The organism is Blautia sp. AM42-2 (assembly GCF_003480245.1).
GTDB lineage: Bacteria > Bacillota > Clostridia > Lachnospirales > Lachnospiraceae > Fusicatenibacter > Fusicatenibacter saccharivorans.
The window spans coordinates 1-19,248 of the sequence record NZ_QUIM01000006.1; the positions used below are offsets into that span (position 1 = coordinate 1).

Annotated in this window: 13 protein-coding genes and 3 tRNA genes; 11 read left to right on the forward strand and 5 right to left on the reverse strand. The window is 46.0% G+C overall.

Annotated elements, in window-relative coordinates; genetic code table 11:
• Positions 1 to 200 precede the first annotated feature (200 nt).
• A tRNA-Asn gene (locus DW915_RS08365) sits at positions 201 to 272 on the forward strand.
• Positions 273 to 430: 158 nt separating this feature from the next.
• Here the strand turns inward: DW915_RS08365 and DW915_RS08370 are convergent.
• On the reverse strand, positions 431 to 1,288 hold the full coding sequence (locus DW915_RS08370; RefSeq protein WP_118741937.1) for an AraC family transcriptional regulator: 858 nt from the start codon (positions 1,286 to 1,288) through the stop codon (positions 431 to 433).
• A 245-nt stretch (positions 1,289 to 1,533) separates the two neighbouring features.
• Between DW915_RS08370 and DW915_RS08375 the strand changes: the two genes are divergently transcribed.
• Entirely contained in the window at positions 1,534 to 3,729 is a 2,196-nt protein-coding gene (locus DW915_RS08375) for an alpha-galactosidase (protein ID WP_118741938.1), read from the forward strand.
• A 170-nt stretch (positions 3,730 to 3,899) separates the two neighbouring features.
• Positions 3,900 to 4,784, forward strand: coding sequence for an SH3 domain-containing protein (locus DW915_RS08380; protein ID WP_118741939.1), 885 nt, complete (start codon positions 3,900 to 3,902; stop codon positions 4,782 to 4,784).
• A gap of 108 nt (positions 4,785 to 4,892) precedes the next feature.
• Here DW915_RS08380 and DW915_RS08385 read toward each other — a convergent pair.
• The 3 genes from DW915_RS08385 to DW915_RS08395 all read right to left on the reverse strand — a co-directional run bounded on the left by DW915_RS08385 (position 4,893) and on the right by DW915_RS08395 (position 6,152).
• Positions 4,893 to 4,964, reverse strand: a tRNA-Cys gene (locus tag DW915_RS08385).
• A gap of 3 nt (positions 4,965 to 4,967) precedes the next feature.
• Positions 4,968 to 5,039 (reverse strand) — tRNA-Glu (locus DW915_RS08390).
• A gap of 150 nt (positions 5,040 to 5,189) precedes the next feature.
• A complete protein-coding gene (locus DW915_RS08395; RefSeq protein ID WP_055220149.1) occupies positions 5,190 to 6,152 on the reverse strand; it encodes an AraC family transcriptional regulator in 963 nt (320 codons plus the stop codon).
• 101 nt (positions 6,153 to 6,253) lie between these two features.
• Here DW915_RS08395 and DW915_RS08400 point away from each other — a divergent pair, with 101 nt between their 5' ends.
• The 7 genes from DW915_RS08400 to DW915_RS08430 all read left to right on the forward strand — a co-directional run bounded on the left by DW915_RS08400 (position 6,254) and on the right by DW915_RS08430 (position 16,994).
• Positions 6,254 to 7,885: a glycoside hydrolase family 13 protein gene (locus DW915_RS08400; RefSeq protein ID WP_022461722.1), complete on the forward strand. Its 1,632-nt coding sequence runs from the start codon at positions 6,254 to 6,256 to the stop codon at positions 7,883 to 7,885.
• A 66-nt stretch (positions 7,886 to 7,951) separates the two neighbouring features.
• A complete protein-coding gene (locus tag DW915_RS08405; RefSeq protein WP_118741940.1) occupies positions 7,952 to 9,448 on the forward strand; it encodes a response regulator transcription factor in 1,497 nt (498 codons plus the stop codon).
• Positions 9,426 to 11,138, forward strand: a complete 1,713-nt coding sequence (locus DW915_RS08410) for a sensor histidine kinase (RefSeq protein WP_118600998.1) — start codon at positions 9,426 to 9,428, stop codon at positions 11,136 to 11,138. The genes DW915_RS08405 and DW915_RS08410 overlap by 23 nt, the downstream gene beginning before the upstream one ends.
• A gap of 253 nt (positions 11,139 to 11,391) precedes the next feature.
• Positions 11,392 to 12,378 carry an ABC transporter permease gene (locus tag DW915_RS08415; protein WP_243004588.1) on the forward strand — a complete coding sequence of 329 codons (987 nt, stop codon included), beginning with the start codon at positions 11,392 to 11,394 and terminating at the stop codon, positions 12,376 to 12,378.
• An 11-nt stretch (positions 12,379 to 12,389) separates the two neighbouring features.
• Positions 12,390 to 13,289, forward strand: a complete 900-nt coding sequence (locus tag DW915_RS08420; protein ID WP_022461726.1) for a carbohydrate ABC transporter permease — start codon at positions 12,390 to 12,392, stop codon at positions 13,287 to 13,289.
• Between the two features lie 21 nt (positions 13,290 to 13,310).
• A complete protein-coding gene (locus tag DW915_RS08425) occupies positions 13,311 to 14,933 on the forward strand; it encodes an extracellular solute-binding protein (RefSeq protein ID WP_118741941.1) in 1,623 nt (540 codons plus the stop codon).
• A gap of 177 nt (positions 14,934 to 15,110) precedes the next feature.
• Positions 15,111 to 16,994: a serine hydrolase domain-containing protein gene (locus tag DW915_RS08430; protein WP_158581047.1), complete on the forward strand. Its 1,884-nt coding sequence runs from the start codon at positions 15,111 to 15,113 to the stop codon at positions 16,992 to 16,994.
• Between the two features lie 87 nt (positions 16,995 to 17,081).
• On the opposite strand, the gene DW915_RS08435 is transcribed toward DW915_RS08430, so the two are convergent.
• Entirely contained in the window at positions 17,082 to 18,146 is a 1,065-nt protein-coding gene (locus DW915_RS08435) for a PTS transporter subunit IIC (protein WP_117509767.1), read from the reverse strand.
• A 207-nt stretch (positions 18,147 to 18,353) separates the two neighbouring features.
• On the opposite strand from DW915_RS08435, the gene srtB reads away from it, so the two are divergent.
• A complete protein-coding gene (srtB, locus tag DW915_RS08440) occupies positions 18,354 to 19,205 on the forward strand; it encodes a class B sortase (RefSeq protein ID WP_118741943.1) in 852 nt (283 codons plus the stop codon).
• Positions 19,206 to 19,248: the final 43 nt, after the last annotated feature.

Here is a 19,248-nt window from a genome sequence, read left to right on the forward strand (position 1 = left end):
CTAATCGGTCGAGGGCTTGACCTGAATGGTTGTGTTCACAAAAATGGAATGATAGATGTAAAGTGTATGCGGTTTTGAAGGTATATCGGAAAGCCATCAGAGAAATCTGGTGGTTTTTTATGTTATTTTTTGAAAAAGTATTGTTTTTCGAAAAAGATTGTGCTATAGTAACGATTGTTAGGAAAAAGTTCCTGCGGTATTCCTCGATAGCTCAATGGTAGAGCATTCGGCTGTTAACCGAAGGGTTGTTGGTTCGAGCCCAACTCGGGGAGCTAAGATGAAGAAGCGATACAGAAATGAGAAATCATAGCTGTATCGCTTTTTTGCTGTCTATAGTCATTAAGAAACGCCATCTAACATTTTGACGGTTTTCCATAACATTTCTTCCTGTTCATGGAAGAAAGATTTCGTTATAATAAAATCAGACAGATCACGGAACATGTGCAGAGTCCGGAGTCGTGTCCAGGCGGAACTTTTTCCGATAGGCGCTTGGCGTCATGTCCTGCTTCTGGCGGAAGGCTTTGGTAAAAACTTCGGCATTCCGGTAACCACAGGAAAAAGCGACCGTTTCGATGGAGAGATCCGTATACGATAAAAGCTCGAGCGCACGCGTGATCCGGCAGGAAGAAAGATAGTCCTGCGGTGAGGTATGGAGATATTTTTGAAACAGGGTATAAAGGTAACTTCGGTTGATGCAGACATATCTGGCAATATCCGAGACAAGGATTTCATTGGAATAATTATTTCGGATAAACTCAACGGCTTTTTCTACGTAAAGATTGCCGCTCTCCCGTGCAGAAGGATCGGCAAGCGTGATTTCGCGGGAAAGAATTGAGAAAAACTGGTACAGACAGCCTTCTAGAAGATACTGGTCAGAGGTGTCATATGTATTGTGCTTCTGCATCTGAAACAAGAGGGACTGCAGTTCACCGGAAAAGTTGCACTGGTAGACAGGGTGCTCCTCGGAAAGACCAAGTTCCTGTACATAAGAGGCAGCTTTTTCGCCGTCAAAACCGATCCAGAGATATGTCCAGGGATCATCCGCATCGGCTTCGTAGTAGGTGCGGACATTTGGCATCAGGAAAAAGCCCTGCCCAGCGGTTAAGCGGTAAGTGCGGTTTCCGATGGTAAAAGTGCCTTTCCCGGAAATAATGTAGTGGATCACATAATTGGGGCGTACAGCAGGGCCGTAGCTGTGGAGTGGCTGGCAGGCTTCGTAGCCGCAGAAGCAGAGATAAAGATCCGAAAATTTATGCTTTGGGACGGGAAGTGTCCAGGAAGTTTCCATAAGTATACCTCACAAAATGAATCATCAGAAAAGCCGGAATGTCACAAAAGGATAAGATTCCGAAATGTCAGTAAAATTATATCGTGTTTTGCAGGATACTGCAAGCCGCTGTAGGAAATCAAAGGCCCGGAGTAGCAGCCGTTGCGGTTCACACAGCACCGGAACACTTGCTGTTCGGGTATGTAAGAAAGTGATTTTGGTGTGAGCAGCCCGAAAAAATGCGATAAGATAAAGGAGAAAAAACCATGGCAATCAAAGTAAGTGAAAATGGACGGTTATTTACCCTCCAGACAAAAGACAGCAGTTACCAGATGTTCGCAGATGACAAAAATGTGCTTCTGCATCTCTACTATGGAGAAAAAATCGGTGAGGAAAATCTTTCCGGTCTGATTTTCTGTACGGATATGGGATTTGCAGGAAATCCGGAGGAAGCAGGCCCTAACCGGAAATATTCTCTTGATGCACTTCCGCAGGAAATTCCGGGAAGTGGTGTCGGTGATTTCCGTGATGATATGATTGATATCCGCCACGCGGACGGCAGCTTTGCAGCAGATTTTCGTTTCGATTCGTTCGAAATTCTGGATCATTCCTATGCCATTCCGGGAATGCCGGCGCTGTACGATACAGAGAAAGAAAAAGGCGAGACTCTTGTTATTACAATGACGGAGAAGGCTTCCGATATTGTGCTGAAGCTGTTTTACGGTGTATTTGAAAATGAAAATGTAATTACGAGAGCGGCAAGACTCGAAAATCACGGAGAAACGGCGATTGAGCTGGAAAAAATGCTGTCATTCAGCATGGATCTGATGTATGAAAATTATGAGATGATTTATTTCTCGGGTCGTCATGCGATGGAGCGCACGGCAGAGCGGATTCCGGTGCAGCATGCAAAAGTCGAGATCGGCAGCACCCGCGGTACATCGAGCCATCATTACAATCCGGCTGTGATCCTCTGCGAGGAGGGTGCGGGTGAGACACACGGTTCCTGCATCGGCGCATGCCTCGTTTACAGCGGAAACTTTGTTGCGGCAGCACAGAAGGATCAGAAAAATCAGACCCGTTTTCAGATGGGTATTCATCCGACCAATTTCTGCTTCCATCTGGAAAAAGGAGAGGCGTTCGATACCCCGCAGGCAATCTTAAGCTATTCCGGAACCGGCCTTACCAAACTGTCACAGCAGTATCATGAGATCATCCGCGAGCATATCTGCCGCGGCGCATACAAGCATGCCAAACGACCGATTCTGATCAACAACTGGGAAGCAACCTATTTTGATTTCAACGAAGAAAAAATTCTGAAAATTGCAGAGCAGGCGCAAAAGCTTGGCATTGAGATGCTGGTGCTTGACGATGGCTGGTTTGGAAAACGAGAGGATGATAACAGTGGCCTCGGCGACTGGTTCGTCAACGAGAAAAAGATGAACGGCTCCATGGCGCAGCTTGCAGAAAAAATCCATAGGATGGGCATGAAATTCGGTCTCTGGTTTGAGCCGGAGATGATTTCCGAGGACAGTGATCTTTACCGTGCACATCCGGACTGGGCATTTGCAATTCCTGGCCGTGTGCCGAACCACAGCAGAAATCAGCTTGTACTTGATATGACGCGTGAGGATGTGCGTGAGTATCTGCTGGAGCGTCTGACAACCATTGTTCATGATGCAAAGATCGATTATGTCAAATGGGATATGAACCGCAGCGTCTGCGATGTTTACAGCCATGTGGCAGCTCAGAACAGAAACGGGGAGCTGTATCACCGCTACGTACTCGGCGTTTATGATCTGCTCGAGCGTTTCCTTGCCGCATGCCCGGATCTGCTGCTTGAGGGCTGCAGCGGAGGCGGCGGACGATATGATGCCGGTATGATGTATTACTCCCCGCAGATCTGGTGCAGTGATAATACCGATGCGATCAACCGTCTTTCCATCCAGTACGGAAGCTCGTTCTTCTATCCGATCAGCACCGTCGGCTCCCACGTTTCGGTATGCCCGAACCATCAGACAGGCCGCGTGACACCGTTCTGGACAAGGGGCGATGTAGCGCTGGCAGGAAGCTTCGGCTATGAGATGGATCTGAATAAGATTTCGGATGAAGAGAAAGAGATGGTAAAAGAGCAGGTTGCTGCGATGCATACATATTATGACCTCACACATGAGGGACTGTATTACCGCTTGACCGGACTGAAAAAACAGGATTTCATGGCATGGGAGTTTGTGGCAAAAGATCAGAGCCGTGCACTGCTCACGATCGTAAAAACCGACGCAGAAGGAAATATGCTTCCGGTTCACACGAAAGTGTGCGGACTGGCAGAGAACAAGCTGTATCGCTGCAGTCTGGACGGTGAAATCCGCTCGGGCCGTACCTGGAACCGTGCGGGTCTGACCCTGCATCAGGTGCTGAAAGAGTATGAGAGTATCCGTGTGGAGTTTACAGAAGCAGAATAATAAAAGATAAGAAAAATCTTCAACCGGGTTTGCGGGGGAACCTCAATCTGGTTGGAGATTTTTTATACTAAAAAATCAAAGTAGAAGGGAAGGAACGCACTCTTTACAGTGGAAAAATGGTTATGATATAATAAACGCAAGAAATTTTTTGACAGGAAAGGAAATCGTACATGAGAAACAGAAAAAACTGTTTAGCCGTTCTTCTGATGACAGCTATCGTGATAACGGGATGTGGAAATCAGCAGGCGGAAAAAGAGAATCCATCGGTTGTCGCTCAAAAGACATCCAGTGTTCAGAATGAGTCAGAAGATGGTGAAAAAAATTTTCTTTCTACCTATCAAAACATTGCAGTCACCCTTCCAGAAGGCTGGAATGTAACAAAAGATGAGAAAATCCAGTGTAGTTTTGTATCGGAAGATGGTGAAAGCCTTGAAATATCGTACCGGGAAGGAATGGCAAAAGTGGTGCTGATGGATTTTCCGGAGAATGAAGAGAGTGCTGAAAAACTGCTCTATCCAAATGAAATAACCGGGGAAAACAGCATCAGTGATTTTGTGGTGAAAACAGTTAACGAAGGAAAAAGTAAAGAGAGTTTCTTTTATCGTTTCTGGGTTAAAAATTCCCTGCAGATTCCGATTGCATTTTTCTGCGGGGTGAAAACGGAGAATGAAGGGTATCAGATCATATGGAAAAAAGGAAGCGGCAGCAACGATACACAGCAAATCGTGCCGGAAATACTGGAGTCTCTGCAGTTCCCGGACAATGAGCTGCTGACAGAAACATTTCAGACGGCCTGCCAGGAGCAGAAAAGAGCGCTGGAAGCAGAAAATAATTCGGATGGCGTGAAAAAGCAGAAGGGTAAGAAAACCGTCACCTGTATCTCACCGGTCAATGTACGTACAGAACCCAACGTCAGCACAAGCCAGGTTATCGGAGCTCTGACGACAGGGGAAGAAGTGGAAATGCTCGGAAAAGAGAACGGATGGTACAAGATTTCGTATGAGGGAAAAACGGCGTATGTGTATGAAGACTATGTGAAAGAAAAAGAAAATTAAAAAAATGATATTTTCAAAAAAGCTGCCGAAGCAAACAGAACCGGCAGCTTTTTTGAAATAATTTTGAAAAAGAAAAATCCCGGAAACTATCTGTTTCCGGGAAAGAAGAGGCGTCGACCGGATTTGAACCGGTGGATACTGGTGTTGCAGACCATTGCCTTACCACTTGGCTACGACGCCATATGACTCCGACGGGAATCGAACCCGTGTTACCGCCGTGAAAGGGCGATGTCTTAACCGCTTGACCACGGAGCCGAAGTTTTTGTTTTGTCTGCCGTGATTTTTGCTCAGCGACAAGTAGTATATTATCATAAGAAAACGAGTTTGGCAAGTGTTTTTTGAAAAAAAATCAAAAATTTTTGAGATTTGTGTTGCCGTGCATTCAGAAGGAAAAAATTTGCCGGGTCAGGGCATGGCTTTTCGATATTCTTCCGGTGACATACCAAAAGTCCGGCGGAAAATGCTGGCAAAATAGCTGGGGCTTTCAAATCCGGTATGCAGAGCAATTTCCAAGATAGAAAGCGAGCTGCCGGTAAGAAGATCTGCGGCTTGGGTTACGCGGTACTGGTTGATATAGGAAATAGGCGTTGTGTGAAAGTGCGTTTTGAAGAAACGACAAAAATATTGTGGATTCATATTGAGTATAGCAGCAAGATCTGAAAGACGGATTTTAGAATCATAGTTATCCTGAATATAACGTAAGAGTTTTTTACACTGATCAGATCTTTCTTTTTTACGAGTGCAGAGGGGTTCCGGATGAAGAAAAAGCTGGTATTGCGCCAGAAGTGCAAGAATCCGATACATGTCACTTTTGATCAGAAGAAACCAGCCGATGGGTTTGGTATCGTATGCATACAGGATTTCCTGGAAAAGCTCAGATAATGTCAGTACAAATGTTTTCTGTGTCTGAGAGGAGGCTTCAGCAGCAGAAAGCTCTTCCAATGGAAAAGCCGGAAGAAGCAGTTGATGAGAGAGCAGCGGACGAATCCAGTCTGCTTCACAGGAATCCAGATAGGCACATGAGAGAATTTCTGGAAGAAATACAAGGGCATGGTGAACCGAAGGGGTAGTTCCAATGCTGCAGAGCTGATGCAGTTCGTGACTGTTGATGAAAAGAAAAGTACCTTCGGAAATTGTCCGGGTTTCAGTTTTCAGTGTCAGAGTGAGAGTACCTTTTTCAACCCAGATCCATTCTAATTCTTTATGCCAGTGAAAAGGAACAGAGAGCCCGCCATGCGCATAATCCTGATGATAGATATGGAGCGGAACAGGTTCGGTTCCATGCACGGTAAAATCCCGGATTCCGCCAGAAAGAACAGGGGAACAAGATTCAGGAGAAAAGAGCTCTTTTGAACGTTCTTTTTTCATAAAAGTCAAAATCCTTTCATTAAATACGAAAATCAGGTTAGAAAATATAAGATAATATCATTATACTGCTCTTATAGGAAAAAAGAAAGAGAGGACAGAAAATGAAAAGAGAGTGGTGGCATAGCTTAACCGTATATCAGATTTACACCAGAAGCTTCTGTGACAGCAACGGAGACGGCATCGGCGATTTTGGAGGGATTCTGCAGAAGCTGGACTATCTGCAGGAGCTTGGTGTTGGAGCCATCTGGCTTTCGCCTTTTAACGATTCTCCTAATTACGACAATGGATATGATGTCAGTGACTATTATAAAGTAATGGAAGAAGCGGGCACAATGGAAGAGCTGGAAGAACTGATCGCAGCCTGTGAAAAGCGGGAAATTGTGGTCATGATGGATCTTGTTTTAAATCATAGTTCCCATCTGCACCCATGGTTCCTGGAAGCCAGAAAGGATCGAAACAGTAAATACCATGATTTTTACATCTGGAAGGAAGGAACGAAGGAGCAGCCGCCAGAAGGCGGCGGAGCATTCTTTGGAGGAAGCACCTGGGAATGGGTGCCGGAGGTTCAGGAATATTATTATCACAGTTTCAGTGTAATGCAGCCGGATCTGAACTGGAAAAATCCGTCGCTTCGGAAAGAGCTGTACCGGATGATCCAGTTCTGGATGGATAAAGGGATCCGTGGTTTCCGGCTGGATGCAATTGACAATATTGTAAAAGATGGACATGGAGGAAATGATACTCATTCAGAGCAGATTCATACATACTTAATGGAAATGAATCAGAATACGTATGGAAAATCAGAACAGATCCTGACAGTGGGGGAAACCGGAGGTGCTACGGTAGAAATGGCACAGCAGTATTCTGATCCGGAAAGCCAGGAGCTCAGTATGATTTTTCAGTTTGAACTGATGGGAATCGACGGCATCCGAAGTGGAAACTGGGATCCGAAACCGTATACGCTGCCGCAACTGAAGCAGCTCTTTGAAAAATGGCAGACGGGACTGGAAGAAAAAGGATGGAACAGCCTGTTCTGGGGAAACCATGATTTTCCGCGTGTCGTATCGCGCTTTGGAAATGACAGGGAACCGTATCGGGAAAAATCAGCAAAAATGTTGGCTGTCCTTCTCCATGGGATGAAAGGAACTCCTTATATTTACCAGGGGGAAGAAATCGGTATGACAAATGTGTCAGGGCTTCGGATCGAGGACTATCAGGATATCGAGTCTGTAAATTTTGCCGAAGACCGTAAAAAAGAAGGCTGGGAGGAAGAAAAAATTCGTACCTATCTTGCACGGAACAGCCGGGACCATGCGCGGACGCCAATGCAGTGGAATGCGGAAAAACACGCCGGATTTACAGCGGGAACACCGTGGATGGCGGAAAATCAGAATTACGAGGAGATCAATGTGGAAAACAGCAGAAAAAATCCGGATTCCCTCTTTTATTTCTATCAAAAACTAATTGCGCTGCGTAGGAAAAATGACACTCTTGTTTATGGGGATTTCCGTCTGATTGAGGAAGAAAATCCGGATATTTTTGCTTATGAGAGAAATCTGGGAGAGAAAAAGCTGATTGTGCTCTGTAATTTCCGGGATACCGCGGCAGAGATGAAAGCCCGATATGATTTGACAAAAGGAACGGTTCTGATTCATAATGATACAGAAAGTCTCACAAAAGAAGTGTGGAAGTTACAGCCGTATGAGGCGTATATGATTGAACTTCTGCAGTAAAAAGACAGAAATGAAAAGCAGCAGGAGAAGAAAACTGCAGGAGCAACTGGAAACAGGAGGGAGAAAATGTATCGCGTTCTTCTTGTAGAAGATGAAGAAATTGAACTGGAGACATTGCGGGATTATATTGACTGGAAAAAGAACGGGATTTCCAGAGTATTTACCGCGCGCAATGGCAGAAGGGCACTGGAGTGCCTGGAAGAAAATATGGCAGATATTGTGATTACGGATATTCAGATGCCAGGAATGAGTGGAATTGAACTGGCAGAGACGATCGTACGCCGGGGATATCCATGCAAAATTGTTTTTCTGACAGGATATGATGATTTTTCCTATATCCATTCCGCTTTTCAGGTGAATGCCGTGGATTACCTTTTAAAGCCATTTACGATTGAAGAAGTAGAAGCATGTCTGAAAAAAGTGAGAAGTGAACTGGAGAAAAGTGAGATAGCAGACTGGTCGCGGAAAACGGCGGCGAAGCAGTTGCTGGAAATGGCTTTGCGGGAAAAACAGGAAACAGAGCTTTTACGGAAAAATTTCCGTGGTGTATTTGGAGAAGAACTGGAAGAGTGCAGGTTTGGAATCATAGCGGTTTATGGAAAAACGGAAGAAAACATCTGTAGCCAAATTCAGGAAAAATACAAGGGCATCCGTTACATCAGCAAAACGGAACGGATCAGCATTCTGCTGCTGGCGGGGTATCTGTCGGTGAAAGATACGGCATTTCAGATCTGGAATGATTTGAAAGAAGACGCACCGAGAGCCGTTGGATGGTGCAGTGGAGCATGGACAGCTGACTGCCTGTACGAAAAGGCGGAAAAACTTCGGAACTGTTGTGTTCTGGCATTTCATATGGATCCACCGGAACTTTTCTGTGCAGATGAAAAAGAAACGGAAGAGGAAAAAGCATATCATTTCCGGGAACAGAAGGAGCGGAGAGAAGAAATCTGTCGTCTGGTCAGCAACGGGAAAAAGCAGGAAACGCTGCAGACCATGAAAGATTATTTTCAACAGCTAAAGGGGCTTGCGCCGAAAACATTTGCGGGAGAAGTTTACAATCTCTATATGTATCTATGGAACCGTCTTGTTTTGAGCGATGAACTGCTGGAAAACTGGATGGAAGCAGAAAAAATTTTGAGAGAAAATGAAATTTTTGAAGCAAACAACAGTTATCAGATGCGGGAAAAGATGAAGCAGTATCTGGAACGGATGTTGGCATTTTTTGAAGAACAGAATCAAAATCCAAATTACTATGCCGTTTATCAGGTAAAAACATATCTTCAGGAGCACTGCTCGGAAAGCGCAGATATCGAGAAGCTGGCTACGGAGGTCGGTTTGTCTCCGAATTATCTGAGGAGCCTGTTTAAAGAGGCAACAGGAAAAACGATTTTGGAATACAATACGGAAATGCGTCTGCAGAGGGCGGCGGAACTGTTAAAGAATAAGAAAAATAAAGTACGGGAAGTGAGTCTGGCGGTTGGATATGAAAATGTTTCTTACTTTGGCGTTGTTTTTCAGAAAAGATTTGGAGTGACACCAAATGAATATCGTAAAATGGTATAAAAATCGGAGTTTTCAGTTTAAACTGGTGATCGGCTATCTGGTACTGGCACTGATTCCAATGCTGTGTGTTACCTGGTACAGTTATGGAAAAACAAGGAATGTGCTTCTTACTGAAGCATATCAGAGTGCAGAACAGGAAGCAGAACGAATTGAAAAAAATTTTTCTACGATGGTCGAGCCTTACGAAACAATTCTGGATGTGCTGTATGTGGATCAGATGCTGAGCGGATATTTGTTTCAGGATTACAGCAACGATTCTTATGAAGATATGTTTTACTATATTGATAAGAAGCTCAGCGAAATCTGTCTGATGAATGCAGGAATTTACAAAATCTGTTTTTACAGCAACAATGAAACGCTTCCGCAGGATAATTATTATTTTTATTCCATGCAGGATCTAGATCGGAGGGAATGTGTGCTGACATTTGATGCGATAGGGGAAACGGTATTCTGTGGGACATCTGGAGACGGAAAAGCATTTCATATGAATCGTCTGATGAATTTTTATCCACAGGGCGGGATGAAGGGCGTACTGTCGTTACAGATTGAAAATCAGCAGATACAGCCCCTCCTCGAAACAATAAATTCCACCGATGAAATTTATCTGGTGGATCAAAAAGGATATATTCTGGCTGCTTCCGAACCGGAAATGGCAGGCCTTCCGATCCGGACCAGAATGCCGGAAGAGGATCTGGAGCAGAAAGCGCAGATTGAGTTTGAGCGTGACGGCATTTCAAAAATCGGAAATATCCAGAGCGGAGTTTTCGGAACAAAAATTCTTGTGATTTCGGATAAGGAGACGGTTTTAAAAGACGCAAAAGCTGTTTCAAGAAGGATGATGTTCCTGATCCTCTGCAGCGCGGCTATGGTATTTCTCTGCATTATCTGTTACACAAGATGGATTTCCGCGCGGGTGCAGAAAGTGGTGTATGCAGCAAAACGGATGGGACAGGGAGAATTTGATTACCGTCTGGAAAATATGGGAGAAGACGAGATCGGACAGATCGGGCTGGCGTTTAATCAGCTCAGTGATCAGATTCAGGAGCTAATTCGGGAAAATTACGAAAAGAAAATCCGGATTCAGACGAGCGAACTGAATCTGTTGCAGGAACAGATCAATCCGCACTTTCTTTACAATGCACTTGCGGTTATTTCAGCACTGGCGATGCGGGAAGGTGGAAAACAGACGATGCAGGCGGTCAAAAATTTGTCCAGCTTCTACCGGATTTCCCTGAATAAGGGAAAACAGGTGCTTTCCATCCAGGAAGAAGTGGAACTGCTGCAGAGCTATCTGAAAATCCAGCAGATGCGTTTTCGGGACAGCGTACAGGTGGAGTATGAGATTGCAAGAGAAGTACTGACATATCGAACCATTAAACTTCTTCTGCAGCCGCTGGTTGAAAATGCCATTCACCATGCGAGAAAAGAGGAAGAAGTTCTCCACATTGCGGTCAGAATTCAAAAAGAAGAAAGGGATGTGGTATTCCAGGTGACAGATGATGGATGTGGAATCGAGGCGGAAAAACTGATTAAACTGCGAAGTTCTCTGCGGCGCTCAGAGGAAGGATACGGACTGAGAAATGTTGCAAACAGGGTTCGTCTGGCTTATGGAGAGAATTATGGTGTCCGAATAGAAAGCCAGGAAGGATATGGAACGACAGTTTCTGTCAGAATTCCAGTAAACGAATAAAAAATCAAACAAAGCAGAAATAACTTCGTATTGTTTGCATAGAAGAGGAAACAGAAACCGGCTGATAAAGGTGATTTTGCCCGTCAGCCGGTTTCTGTTTCGTTAGATATTGACAGAAATCGTAAGAAAACAACAGAATAAAAAAGAGAATTATAAAACTCCGTTAAATCGAGATAGAAATCATAAAAAAGTGAGATTGTTGCAGGACAGACTATCCATTAGAATGGAAACATAGACAGCAAGAGTGTACAAGATGAACAAAAAGAAGAAAGAAGGAGAAGGCATGAAAAAAGAAAACGTGCATGCAAAGCACAAAAAAAGCCTCGCGGAACGGTTCTGGAAACAGAAATATCTGTTTTTACTGCTGCTTCCATCGTTGGTATGGGTCATTCTGATCTGCTATGCACCAATGACAGGACTGTATATGTCCTTCATCAACTACACGCCGCAGGGCAGCGGCTATTTTGCGGATATGGTGAATTCGCAGTTTGTCGGTCTTGACTGGTTCAAGTATTTCTTTTCCACAGATTTCACAAAAATCATGAGAAATACACTGGCAACCAGCTTACTGACACTGTTATTCTCATTCCCGCTGCCAATCATTCTGGCGCTTTGCCTGAATGAAGTTCGAAACCAGAAGGCAAAGAAATTTGTACAGACCGCATCTTATATTCCCTATTTTATTTCCTGGGTTATTGCGGCAAACATTTTCCTTACATTCCTTTCTTCAGACGGCGTCATCAACAATCTGTTAAAATTCCTCGGATTAACCGATGAGTCGATTCTGTTTTTCCAGAAAGGACCATATTTCTGGTGGATCATCGCGATCGCAAATGCGTGGAAGGTACTTGGATACAATGCGATTATCTATATGGCGGCAATCTCCGGCATCAGCCAGGATATGTATGAAGCAGCGGATGTGGATGGTGCGACGAGAATGCAGAAGATTCTGCATATCACACTTCCGGCATTAAAGCCGACCATTATGATTCTTCTGATTCTGGCAATCGGAGGTGTTCTGAATACAGGATATGAGCAGCAGCTGTTGATGTCTAATGATGCTATTTTAAATTATTCTGATGTACTTGATACGTATGCATACCGCTATGGTCTGAAAAACGGAATGTATTCTTACGGTACTGCAGTAGGATTCTTTAAATCCGCAGTCTCCTTCATTCTGGTCATCAGTGCAAATGCACTTTCGAAGAAATTCAGTGATGATAATACGGCACTGTTTTAGGAGGAAGGAAAATGAGAGAAAAAGCAATTAAAATCAAAAGAAAACGTTGTGCCAGTGACTGGTTTCTTGATATTTTCAAAGTGGTTTTTCTGGTGTTAGTTACTGTGATCTGTGTGTATCCGTTCTGGAACATTTTTGTGGTATCCATTAACGATGCAACCGATGCACTGCGCGGCGGGCTCTACTTTCTGCCGAGAAAACTGAGTCTGGCAAGTTATAAAGATATTCTGGGACGTGCCACATTTTTGCATGGCATTCTGATCACTGTACTTCGTACTGCAATTGGTACACCGCTGGCGGTCCTTGTCACGACAGCACTTGCCTATGTGCTTTCCAGAAAAGAGCTGCTGTTCCGGAAACAGCTGAACCTGTTCTTTATCTTCACCATGTATTTTGGCGGCGGAATGGTTCCGTATTATATGGTATTAAAGAGCCTTGGAATGCTGAATAATTTCATTGTATTTATTTTCCCGAACCTGGTAAGTGTTTATAATATGATTCTGGTAAAGAATTATATAGAGGGAATGCCGGCAGAGATTTTTGAATCGGCGAAAATTGACGGAGCAAACGATCTGACAGTTTTCTTTAAAATGGTAATTCCATTGTCCAAGCCGATTATTATGACCATTGCACTGTTTGTTGCAATTACACATTGGAATTCTTGGTTCGATGCATATTTGTTTACGAATGCACAGTCTTTAAAAACAATGCAGTCCATTTTGGTTGAAATTCTGAATCAGTATCAGACTTCATCAGCGAACCAGGCGGCAAATCAGGCGTCACAGACCATTACACCGGACAGCATTCGAATGGCTGCTACGATGATTGCGACCATTCCGATTATCATGGTTTATCCGTTTATTCAGAAATATTTTGTTAAAGGAATCATGCTCGGATCTGTAAAGAGCTGATGATAGAAGGAGGAAAAGAAAATGAAGTTCAAAAAAAGTATCGCAATGGCGATGAGTGTCCTGATGGCAGCGGGAATGCTTGCAGGATGCGGATCAAATGGCAGTACATCATCAAGTACTGCATCCGGCAGTGCATCATCTGCATCGGGCGAGGTATCAACAGACGGAGTTACGATTTCTATCTTTGACAAAAACTCCGGAAGCAATACCTTTGATGATCCAGTTGCAAAAGCAATTGAGGAAAAAACAGGTGTCAAAATTCAGGTAGAAAATCCAACCGGAGATCCGCTGGAAAAATTGAACCTGATGCTGACCGGTCAGAATTACCCGGATATCGTCCTGATGGATCGTGGAAATGATATTGTAAACCGTTACATTGAGGCAGGCGCACTGCTTCCGTTGAATGATCTGATCGATGAGTATGGCCCGGATGTAAAAGAGATGTACGGGGAAACCTTAAACAAGAGTCGTTATACCGATGGAAAAAATTACTATCTGAATAACTGGTACGGAGAAGATCCGGATCCGGTAGCCGGTGTTCTGATGCGCTATGATTATCTGTGCGAAATCGTTGGAAAAGACCGCGCAGACAGCGATGAGCCATTTACACAGGAAGAGTATATTGACATTTGTAAGAAATTCAAAGAACTTCATCCGACCATTGACGGAAAAGAGAGTATTGCCATTACCTTTGATGCAGAATCCAAAAACTACGATGGAACATTAAAAGGAATGTATGGTCTGAAAACATATTATCAGGATGGGGACAATCTGGAACATGTTGCCAAAGCACCAAACTTCAAAGAGATGATGTCCTTTGCCAATGAACTGTATACCGAAGGCCTTCTGGACAAAGAGTGGGTTGTCAACAAGAAAAATCAGTGGACGCAGAAACTGTCTGCAGGCAACGTATTCAGTACCTTTGCTTCCTACTGGGATACCGATGCAGCAAATACAGCACTTGCTTCTTCGGTAGGAGAAGATGCAAAATTCTATTCCTATAAAATCCTTGGAAACGGAATCAGTGCAGATGAAACTACTTACTGCGGAAGAAGTACACTTGGCTGGGATGCAATCGCGATCACCAAGAATTGTAAAAATCCGGAAGCAGCCATGAAGATGATCAACTACCTTGCAAGCGAAGAAGGACAGTATCTTCTGATGTGGGGTATTGAGGGAACCAACTGGAATATGGAAGATGGAAAACACGTTCCGAACGATGATCTGATTGAAGGATTCCAGACGGATTTTGACAAAACAAAACTGGATACCGGCGTCCGCAAATGGACCTGGTTTGTAAAGAACGGAAATGGTACAGACGGAACTCCATACGATGTAACACAGTATAAAGTAAAAGAGACCCGGCAGGTGGCTATGAATCACTTTGGTGAGAACGACAGATGGGATACCGCAGAGTTTACAGGCCTTACCCCGGCAGGAAGCACTCCGGATGGCTTGAAATGGCAGAAAATCCAGGATATCTACGATCAGGAATATCCGAAGATTGTGAATGCAGACAGCCACGATGCGGCAATGGAAGAGTACGACAAGATGATTTCCGAAATGAATGACGCAGGACTGGAAGATGTAGAAAAAGTTATCACACAGAATTATCAGGAGCGTATGAAACTCTGGAATGAGTAAGCTAAAGTAAAATAAAAAAATCACACACGGAAAAGAACCGGCAGAAATTGAAATACAGATTTCTATGTCGGTTCTTTTTTATCAGAAGAAGCATTGCGATTTTCAAGGAATCTGGATATAATGAGGAAAACTGGAAAAACAGGGAAATCCAACCGCATGAGACAGGAGGCATCGTACATGGCAGCGAAAGAACAGTTAACCGCAATGGAAATGATCTGGGGATTTATGAGTGGGACGACAGGACATATGGGAAAGACGGACTTTGCGCCGCAGAAGGAAGCGTTCGGGGATTTTGCCTCTCCGGAAACGTATTTTCCGCGCGTGGTGCCGGAGAGCGAGGGCATCTCATCGGAAAAGCTGACGCAGATGCTTCGTGAGCTCGCCGCTGCGCGCCATACGGACATGCATCATCTGCTGGTCCTGCGGAATGGACATGTCATCTGCGAATGCAATTTCGCCCCATACCGCAGCGGCATCTGGCATGCGACGTATTCTATGTGTAAGAGCATCACTGGCATGGCGGCTGGTTTTCTGATCAGTGAAGGAAAACTTTCCCTGGACGAGAACGTCTATGATATTTTTGAAAAACGAAACGGTCTGCTGCAGAAGATCCTGCGCCCGAATCTGACCGTGAAGCATCTTCTGACGATGAAGAGCGGCGTACAGTTCAACGAGATGGGCGTTGTTTCCGGCAACGACTGGGTGGACAGCTTCTTAAATGCGCCGGTCAAGGGAACGCCGGGCGAAGCGTTTGAGTACAACAGTATGAACACGTATCTGCTGTCTGCAATCATACAGGAGCGCGCCGGCATGAAAATGGTAGATTACCTGCGGCCGCGTCTGTTTGAGCCTCTCGGCATCCGGAAAGTTTTCTGGGAGAGCTGCCCGGCAGGGATTACGAAAGGCGGCTGGGGCCTCTTCCTGTGCCCGGAGGACGCGGCCAAGCTCGGGGTGATGTACGTGAACGGCGGAAAATTCGAAGGAAAACAGATCGTCCCGGCGGAATGGGTCGCAGCGTCCACCTCCGTTCATGCGACACCGCCGGAAAAGATGGGAAAATATGGCTATGGTTACCAGGTCTGGATGGAGGAGCGGCCGGGCAGCTTTGCGTTCAATGGCATGCTGGGGCAGAACGTGCTCGGTTATCCGGATACCGGCGTGGTGATTGTGACGAATGCTGGCAGCAATGAGCTGTTCCAGACGTGTGAGATGCTTGACATTGTGCGGAAGTATTTCGGTGCGGAATTTGGTGCAGAGCTGAAATCCGGCGAGGCGGAAAGCCCGATGGCATATCAGAAGCTGGTGCAGACCTGCCGTGATCTGGAGGGCGCGAAAGAGACACCGGGAAGAATCCTGCGCGGCGGCTGGAAGCGGAGAACACCGGGGCCGCGGAACAGCGGAACACCGCGTCAGATCGACATGGCGCAGCTTCTGCACGGAAAAGAATATAAAATGGAGGACACGCATGTCGGCATGTTTCCGCTGACGCTGCAGGTCTTCCACAACAACTTTTCCGACGGCATCCGCCGCATCGGTTTCTTCTATGAAAAAGGCCGTTTCTTTGTCGAGCTGACCGAGGGAGAAAAAACACAGCGCATTGAGATCGGTCTTACGGGGTCCAAAGTTGTAGAATGGGTGGAAAACGAGGAATCGTATCTGCTCGGAACGATGGGACAGTTTGCGGAGAATGAAGACGGCGAACTGGTGCTGAAGCTTGAGTTTGCATTTCTGGAAGAGGCCGCAAGACGGAGGGTCAAAATCATTTTCCAGCGTGATTTCGAGCGGATCAGACTGGAGTGGGATGAGACGCCGGGCAAGGATCTGATTATCGAGGGCCTTGAATCCCTCGTGACGGATGTGGCGATCGCACCGCTTCTGCCGTCGCGGTTCCGCGAGCGGAGCCTTGACATGATCCATCTGCTGATGGCACAGACCATTGAGCCAATGGTAGAGGCACACCGTGTGCGGCCGGGGGAAGAAACGGGGACAGAAGAAGCGGCAGCGGAAGCTGAATCGGCCGCGGCAGTGGAAAATGCGGAAAACGCAGAAGAAACGGTGTAAAAACAGAAAAAATCAGAAGAGAAATGTGGATAAAAAAGGGAATGGAGCTGCCGGATGCGCAGTTCCATTCCCTTTTAAAAATACAGATTACAGATTCAAAGCCATATCGCCGGATTTGATCAGGTTTGCCTTGCGGAATACCTCTGAGAAGAACAAGGTGATCACAGCCGGAAGCACGAAGTGGAGCAGAATGATTTTGATGATGACGAGCTTCGGATCATCGTAAGCGATCATCGTCTGATACGTTGTGATCTGTCCGACAAGACCTGCGGAACCCATGCCGCTTCCCGTTGCATTATTCTGCATATTGGCGAGGATTGTGGAGACGGGTCCTAAAATCGCACTCGAGAAGATGACGGGCAGCCAGATCAGCGGATGACGCATGATGTTCGGCACCTGAAGCATCGAGGTTCCAAGACCCTGTGCGACAAGGCCGCCGAATTTGTTTTCCCGATAACTTGCAACCGCGAATCCGACCATGTTGCAGCAGCAGCCGATCGTTGCGGCACCGGCGGCAAGACCGGAAAGATTCAGAATGATGCCGAGTGCAGCGGAGCTGATCGGCAGTGTCAGAACCATACCCATGACGACCGAAACAACGATGCCCATGATGAACGGCCGCTGTTCCGTTGCCCAGTTGATGATGCTTCCAAGGCCTGTCATCATCTGGGAGATCGGCGGTCCGACGAGCAGTCCGACAACGGAACCGGCTCCGATGGTGATGACCGGTGTCACGATGATATCAACCTTGGTCTTGCCGGAAACCAGATGGCCGCAGGTGATGCCTGCGAAAGCTGCGATGAAAGCGCCGAGCGGTTCGCCAGGTCCTGCCAGAACGGCATTTCCGTCCACAAAGAATGTGCCGCCGGTGATCTTGCCGGCATAACCGCCGACCATGGCGGCGACGGCTGCAGAAACCGTGACAAGCGGGCTTTCCCCATATTTCACTGCCACGCCGACACCGATACCGGCACTTGTCAGGGCTGCGGCAGCTTTTCCAAGCAGATAGATCACATTTCCAGTCGAACCGCCGATCAGAAGACCGATCTGCTGAATCATTGTACCGATAATCAGGGTTGCAAAAAGACCCTGCGTCATGCCGCCGAAGCCATCAATGAAGATGTGCGAGGCGACTTTTTTGATTGTTCGCATATGGAATTCCTCCTCATGTATGTGGTGTGTTACTGTATTCACAAGTGACTTGTCAGTCGACTTTTAGTCTATCATAAGATGGGGGCGGGTGCAATCCTTTTCCGGGGGCATAAGTTGACAAAAGAAAGGGGCACGCTTATAATTGAGACAAATTCAGAGCGCTTCCAGAAAACAGCGCAGACAGTAAAAAAGTGATAAAGGAGACGCATGGGAAAACAGAAAAAGAAACAGAAAAAACGCGGCAATCCGCTTTGGACTCTGGTATTTTTAGCGGCACTTGCTGTTTTCTGCTTTTCCGGGTATAAGCTGATCGGCATTTACCTGGATTACAAGACCGGTACGGATGAATACCGGGATCTGCAGCAGTATACGACGGAAATTACAAAAACACCGGAGACACCGGCACCGACGAAAACAGAGGAGCCGCAGGCGGAATCCGAACCGGCGGAGCCTTCCGAACCGGAGCCGGAACCACTGTCGTATCCGACAGAACCGCCGCTTGCCGTCGATTTTGAATCCTTAAAAGCGATTAACCCGGATGTGAAGGGATGGCTTTATATCGAAGCTCTCGACATCAGTTACCCGGTCGTACAGGGGCCGGACAACGATGCGTATCTTCATACGACGTACGAGGGAACGAGCAACTTTGCGGGTTCCATTTTCCTCGATTACCAGAATCAGGGTGATTTCAGTGATGGAAACACAATCGTTTATGGTCATAATATGAAGAATCTCTCCATGTTCGGAAAATTGAAACAGATGAAGGAGCAGGAAAAATATAGGGACAGCGTCTATTTCTGGATGCTGACGCCGGAATCAAACGATGTGTACCAGATTTTTTCTGCTTTCTATACCGAGGCAGACAGTGATGTCTACACATTGTATTCCGGCGGAGGCGAAGCGTTTGTACAGTATTTGAATACGATGGCGGCGCGTTCGGAGATCCCGGTGGAGCAGCTGCCGATGGATGAAAACAGCCATATCATTGTGCTGTCTACCTGTGCGGCGAGTGATACGACCGGCCGATTTGTTGTACTGGGAGTACGACGGAACCGGTAAAGTTGTGAAAAAGCTTTTTTGAAGGCTGCATACAGGCCGCAGG

Bases quoted from the DNA above. Each gene is read 5' to 3' on its own strand.
- DW915_RS08370 (WP_118741937.1), bottom strand. From the start codon at position 1,288: ATGGAAACTTCCTGGACACTTCCCGTCCCAAAGCATAAATTTTCGGAT.
- DW915_RS08375 (WP_118741938.1), top strand. From the start codon at position 1,534: ATGGCAATCAAAGTAAGTGAAAATGGACGGTTATTTACCCTCCAGACA.
- DW915_RS08380 (WP_118741939.1), top strand. From the start codon at position 3,900: ATGAGAAACAGAAAAAACTGTTTAGCCGTTCTTCTGATGACAGCTATC.
- DW915_RS08395 (WP_055220149.1), bottom strand. From the start codon at position 6,152: ATGAAAAAAGAACGTTCAAAAGAGCTCTTTTCTCCTGAATCTTGTTCC.
- DW915_RS08400 (WP_022461722.1), top strand. From the start codon at position 6,254: ATGAAAAGAGAGTGGTGGCATAGCTTAACCGTATATCAGATTTACACC.
- DW915_RS08405 (WP_118741940.1), top strand. From the start codon at position 7,952: ATGTATCGCGTTCTTCTTGTAGAAGATGAAGAAATTGAACTGGAGACA.
- DW915_RS08410 (WP_118600998.1), top strand. From the start codon at position 9,426: ATGAATATCGTAAAATGGTATAAAAATCGGAGTTTTCAGTTTAAACTG.
- DW915_RS08415 (WP_243004588.1), top strand. From the start codon at position 11,392: ATGAACAAAAAGAAGAAAGAAGGAGAAGGCATGAAAAAAGAAAACGTG.
- DW915_RS08420 (WP_022461726.1), top strand. From the start codon at position 12,390: ATGAGAGAAAAAGCAATTAAAATCAAAAGAAAACGTTGTGCCAGTGAC.
- DW915_RS08425 (WP_118741941.1), top strand. From the start codon at position 13,311: ATGAAGTTCAAAAAAAGTATCGCAATGGCGATGAGTGTCCTGATGGCA.
- DW915_RS08430 (WP_158581047.1), top strand. From the start codon at position 15,111: ATGGCAGCGAAAGAACAGTTAACCGCAATGGAAATGATCTGGGGATTT.
- DW915_RS08435 (WP_117509767.1), bottom strand. From the start codon at position 18,146: ATGCGAACAATCAAAAAAGTCGCCTCGCACATCTTCATTGATGGCTTC.
- srtB (WP_118741943.1), top strand. From the start codon at position 18,354: ATGGGAAAACAGAAAAAGAAACAGAAAAAACGCGGCAATCCGCTTTGG.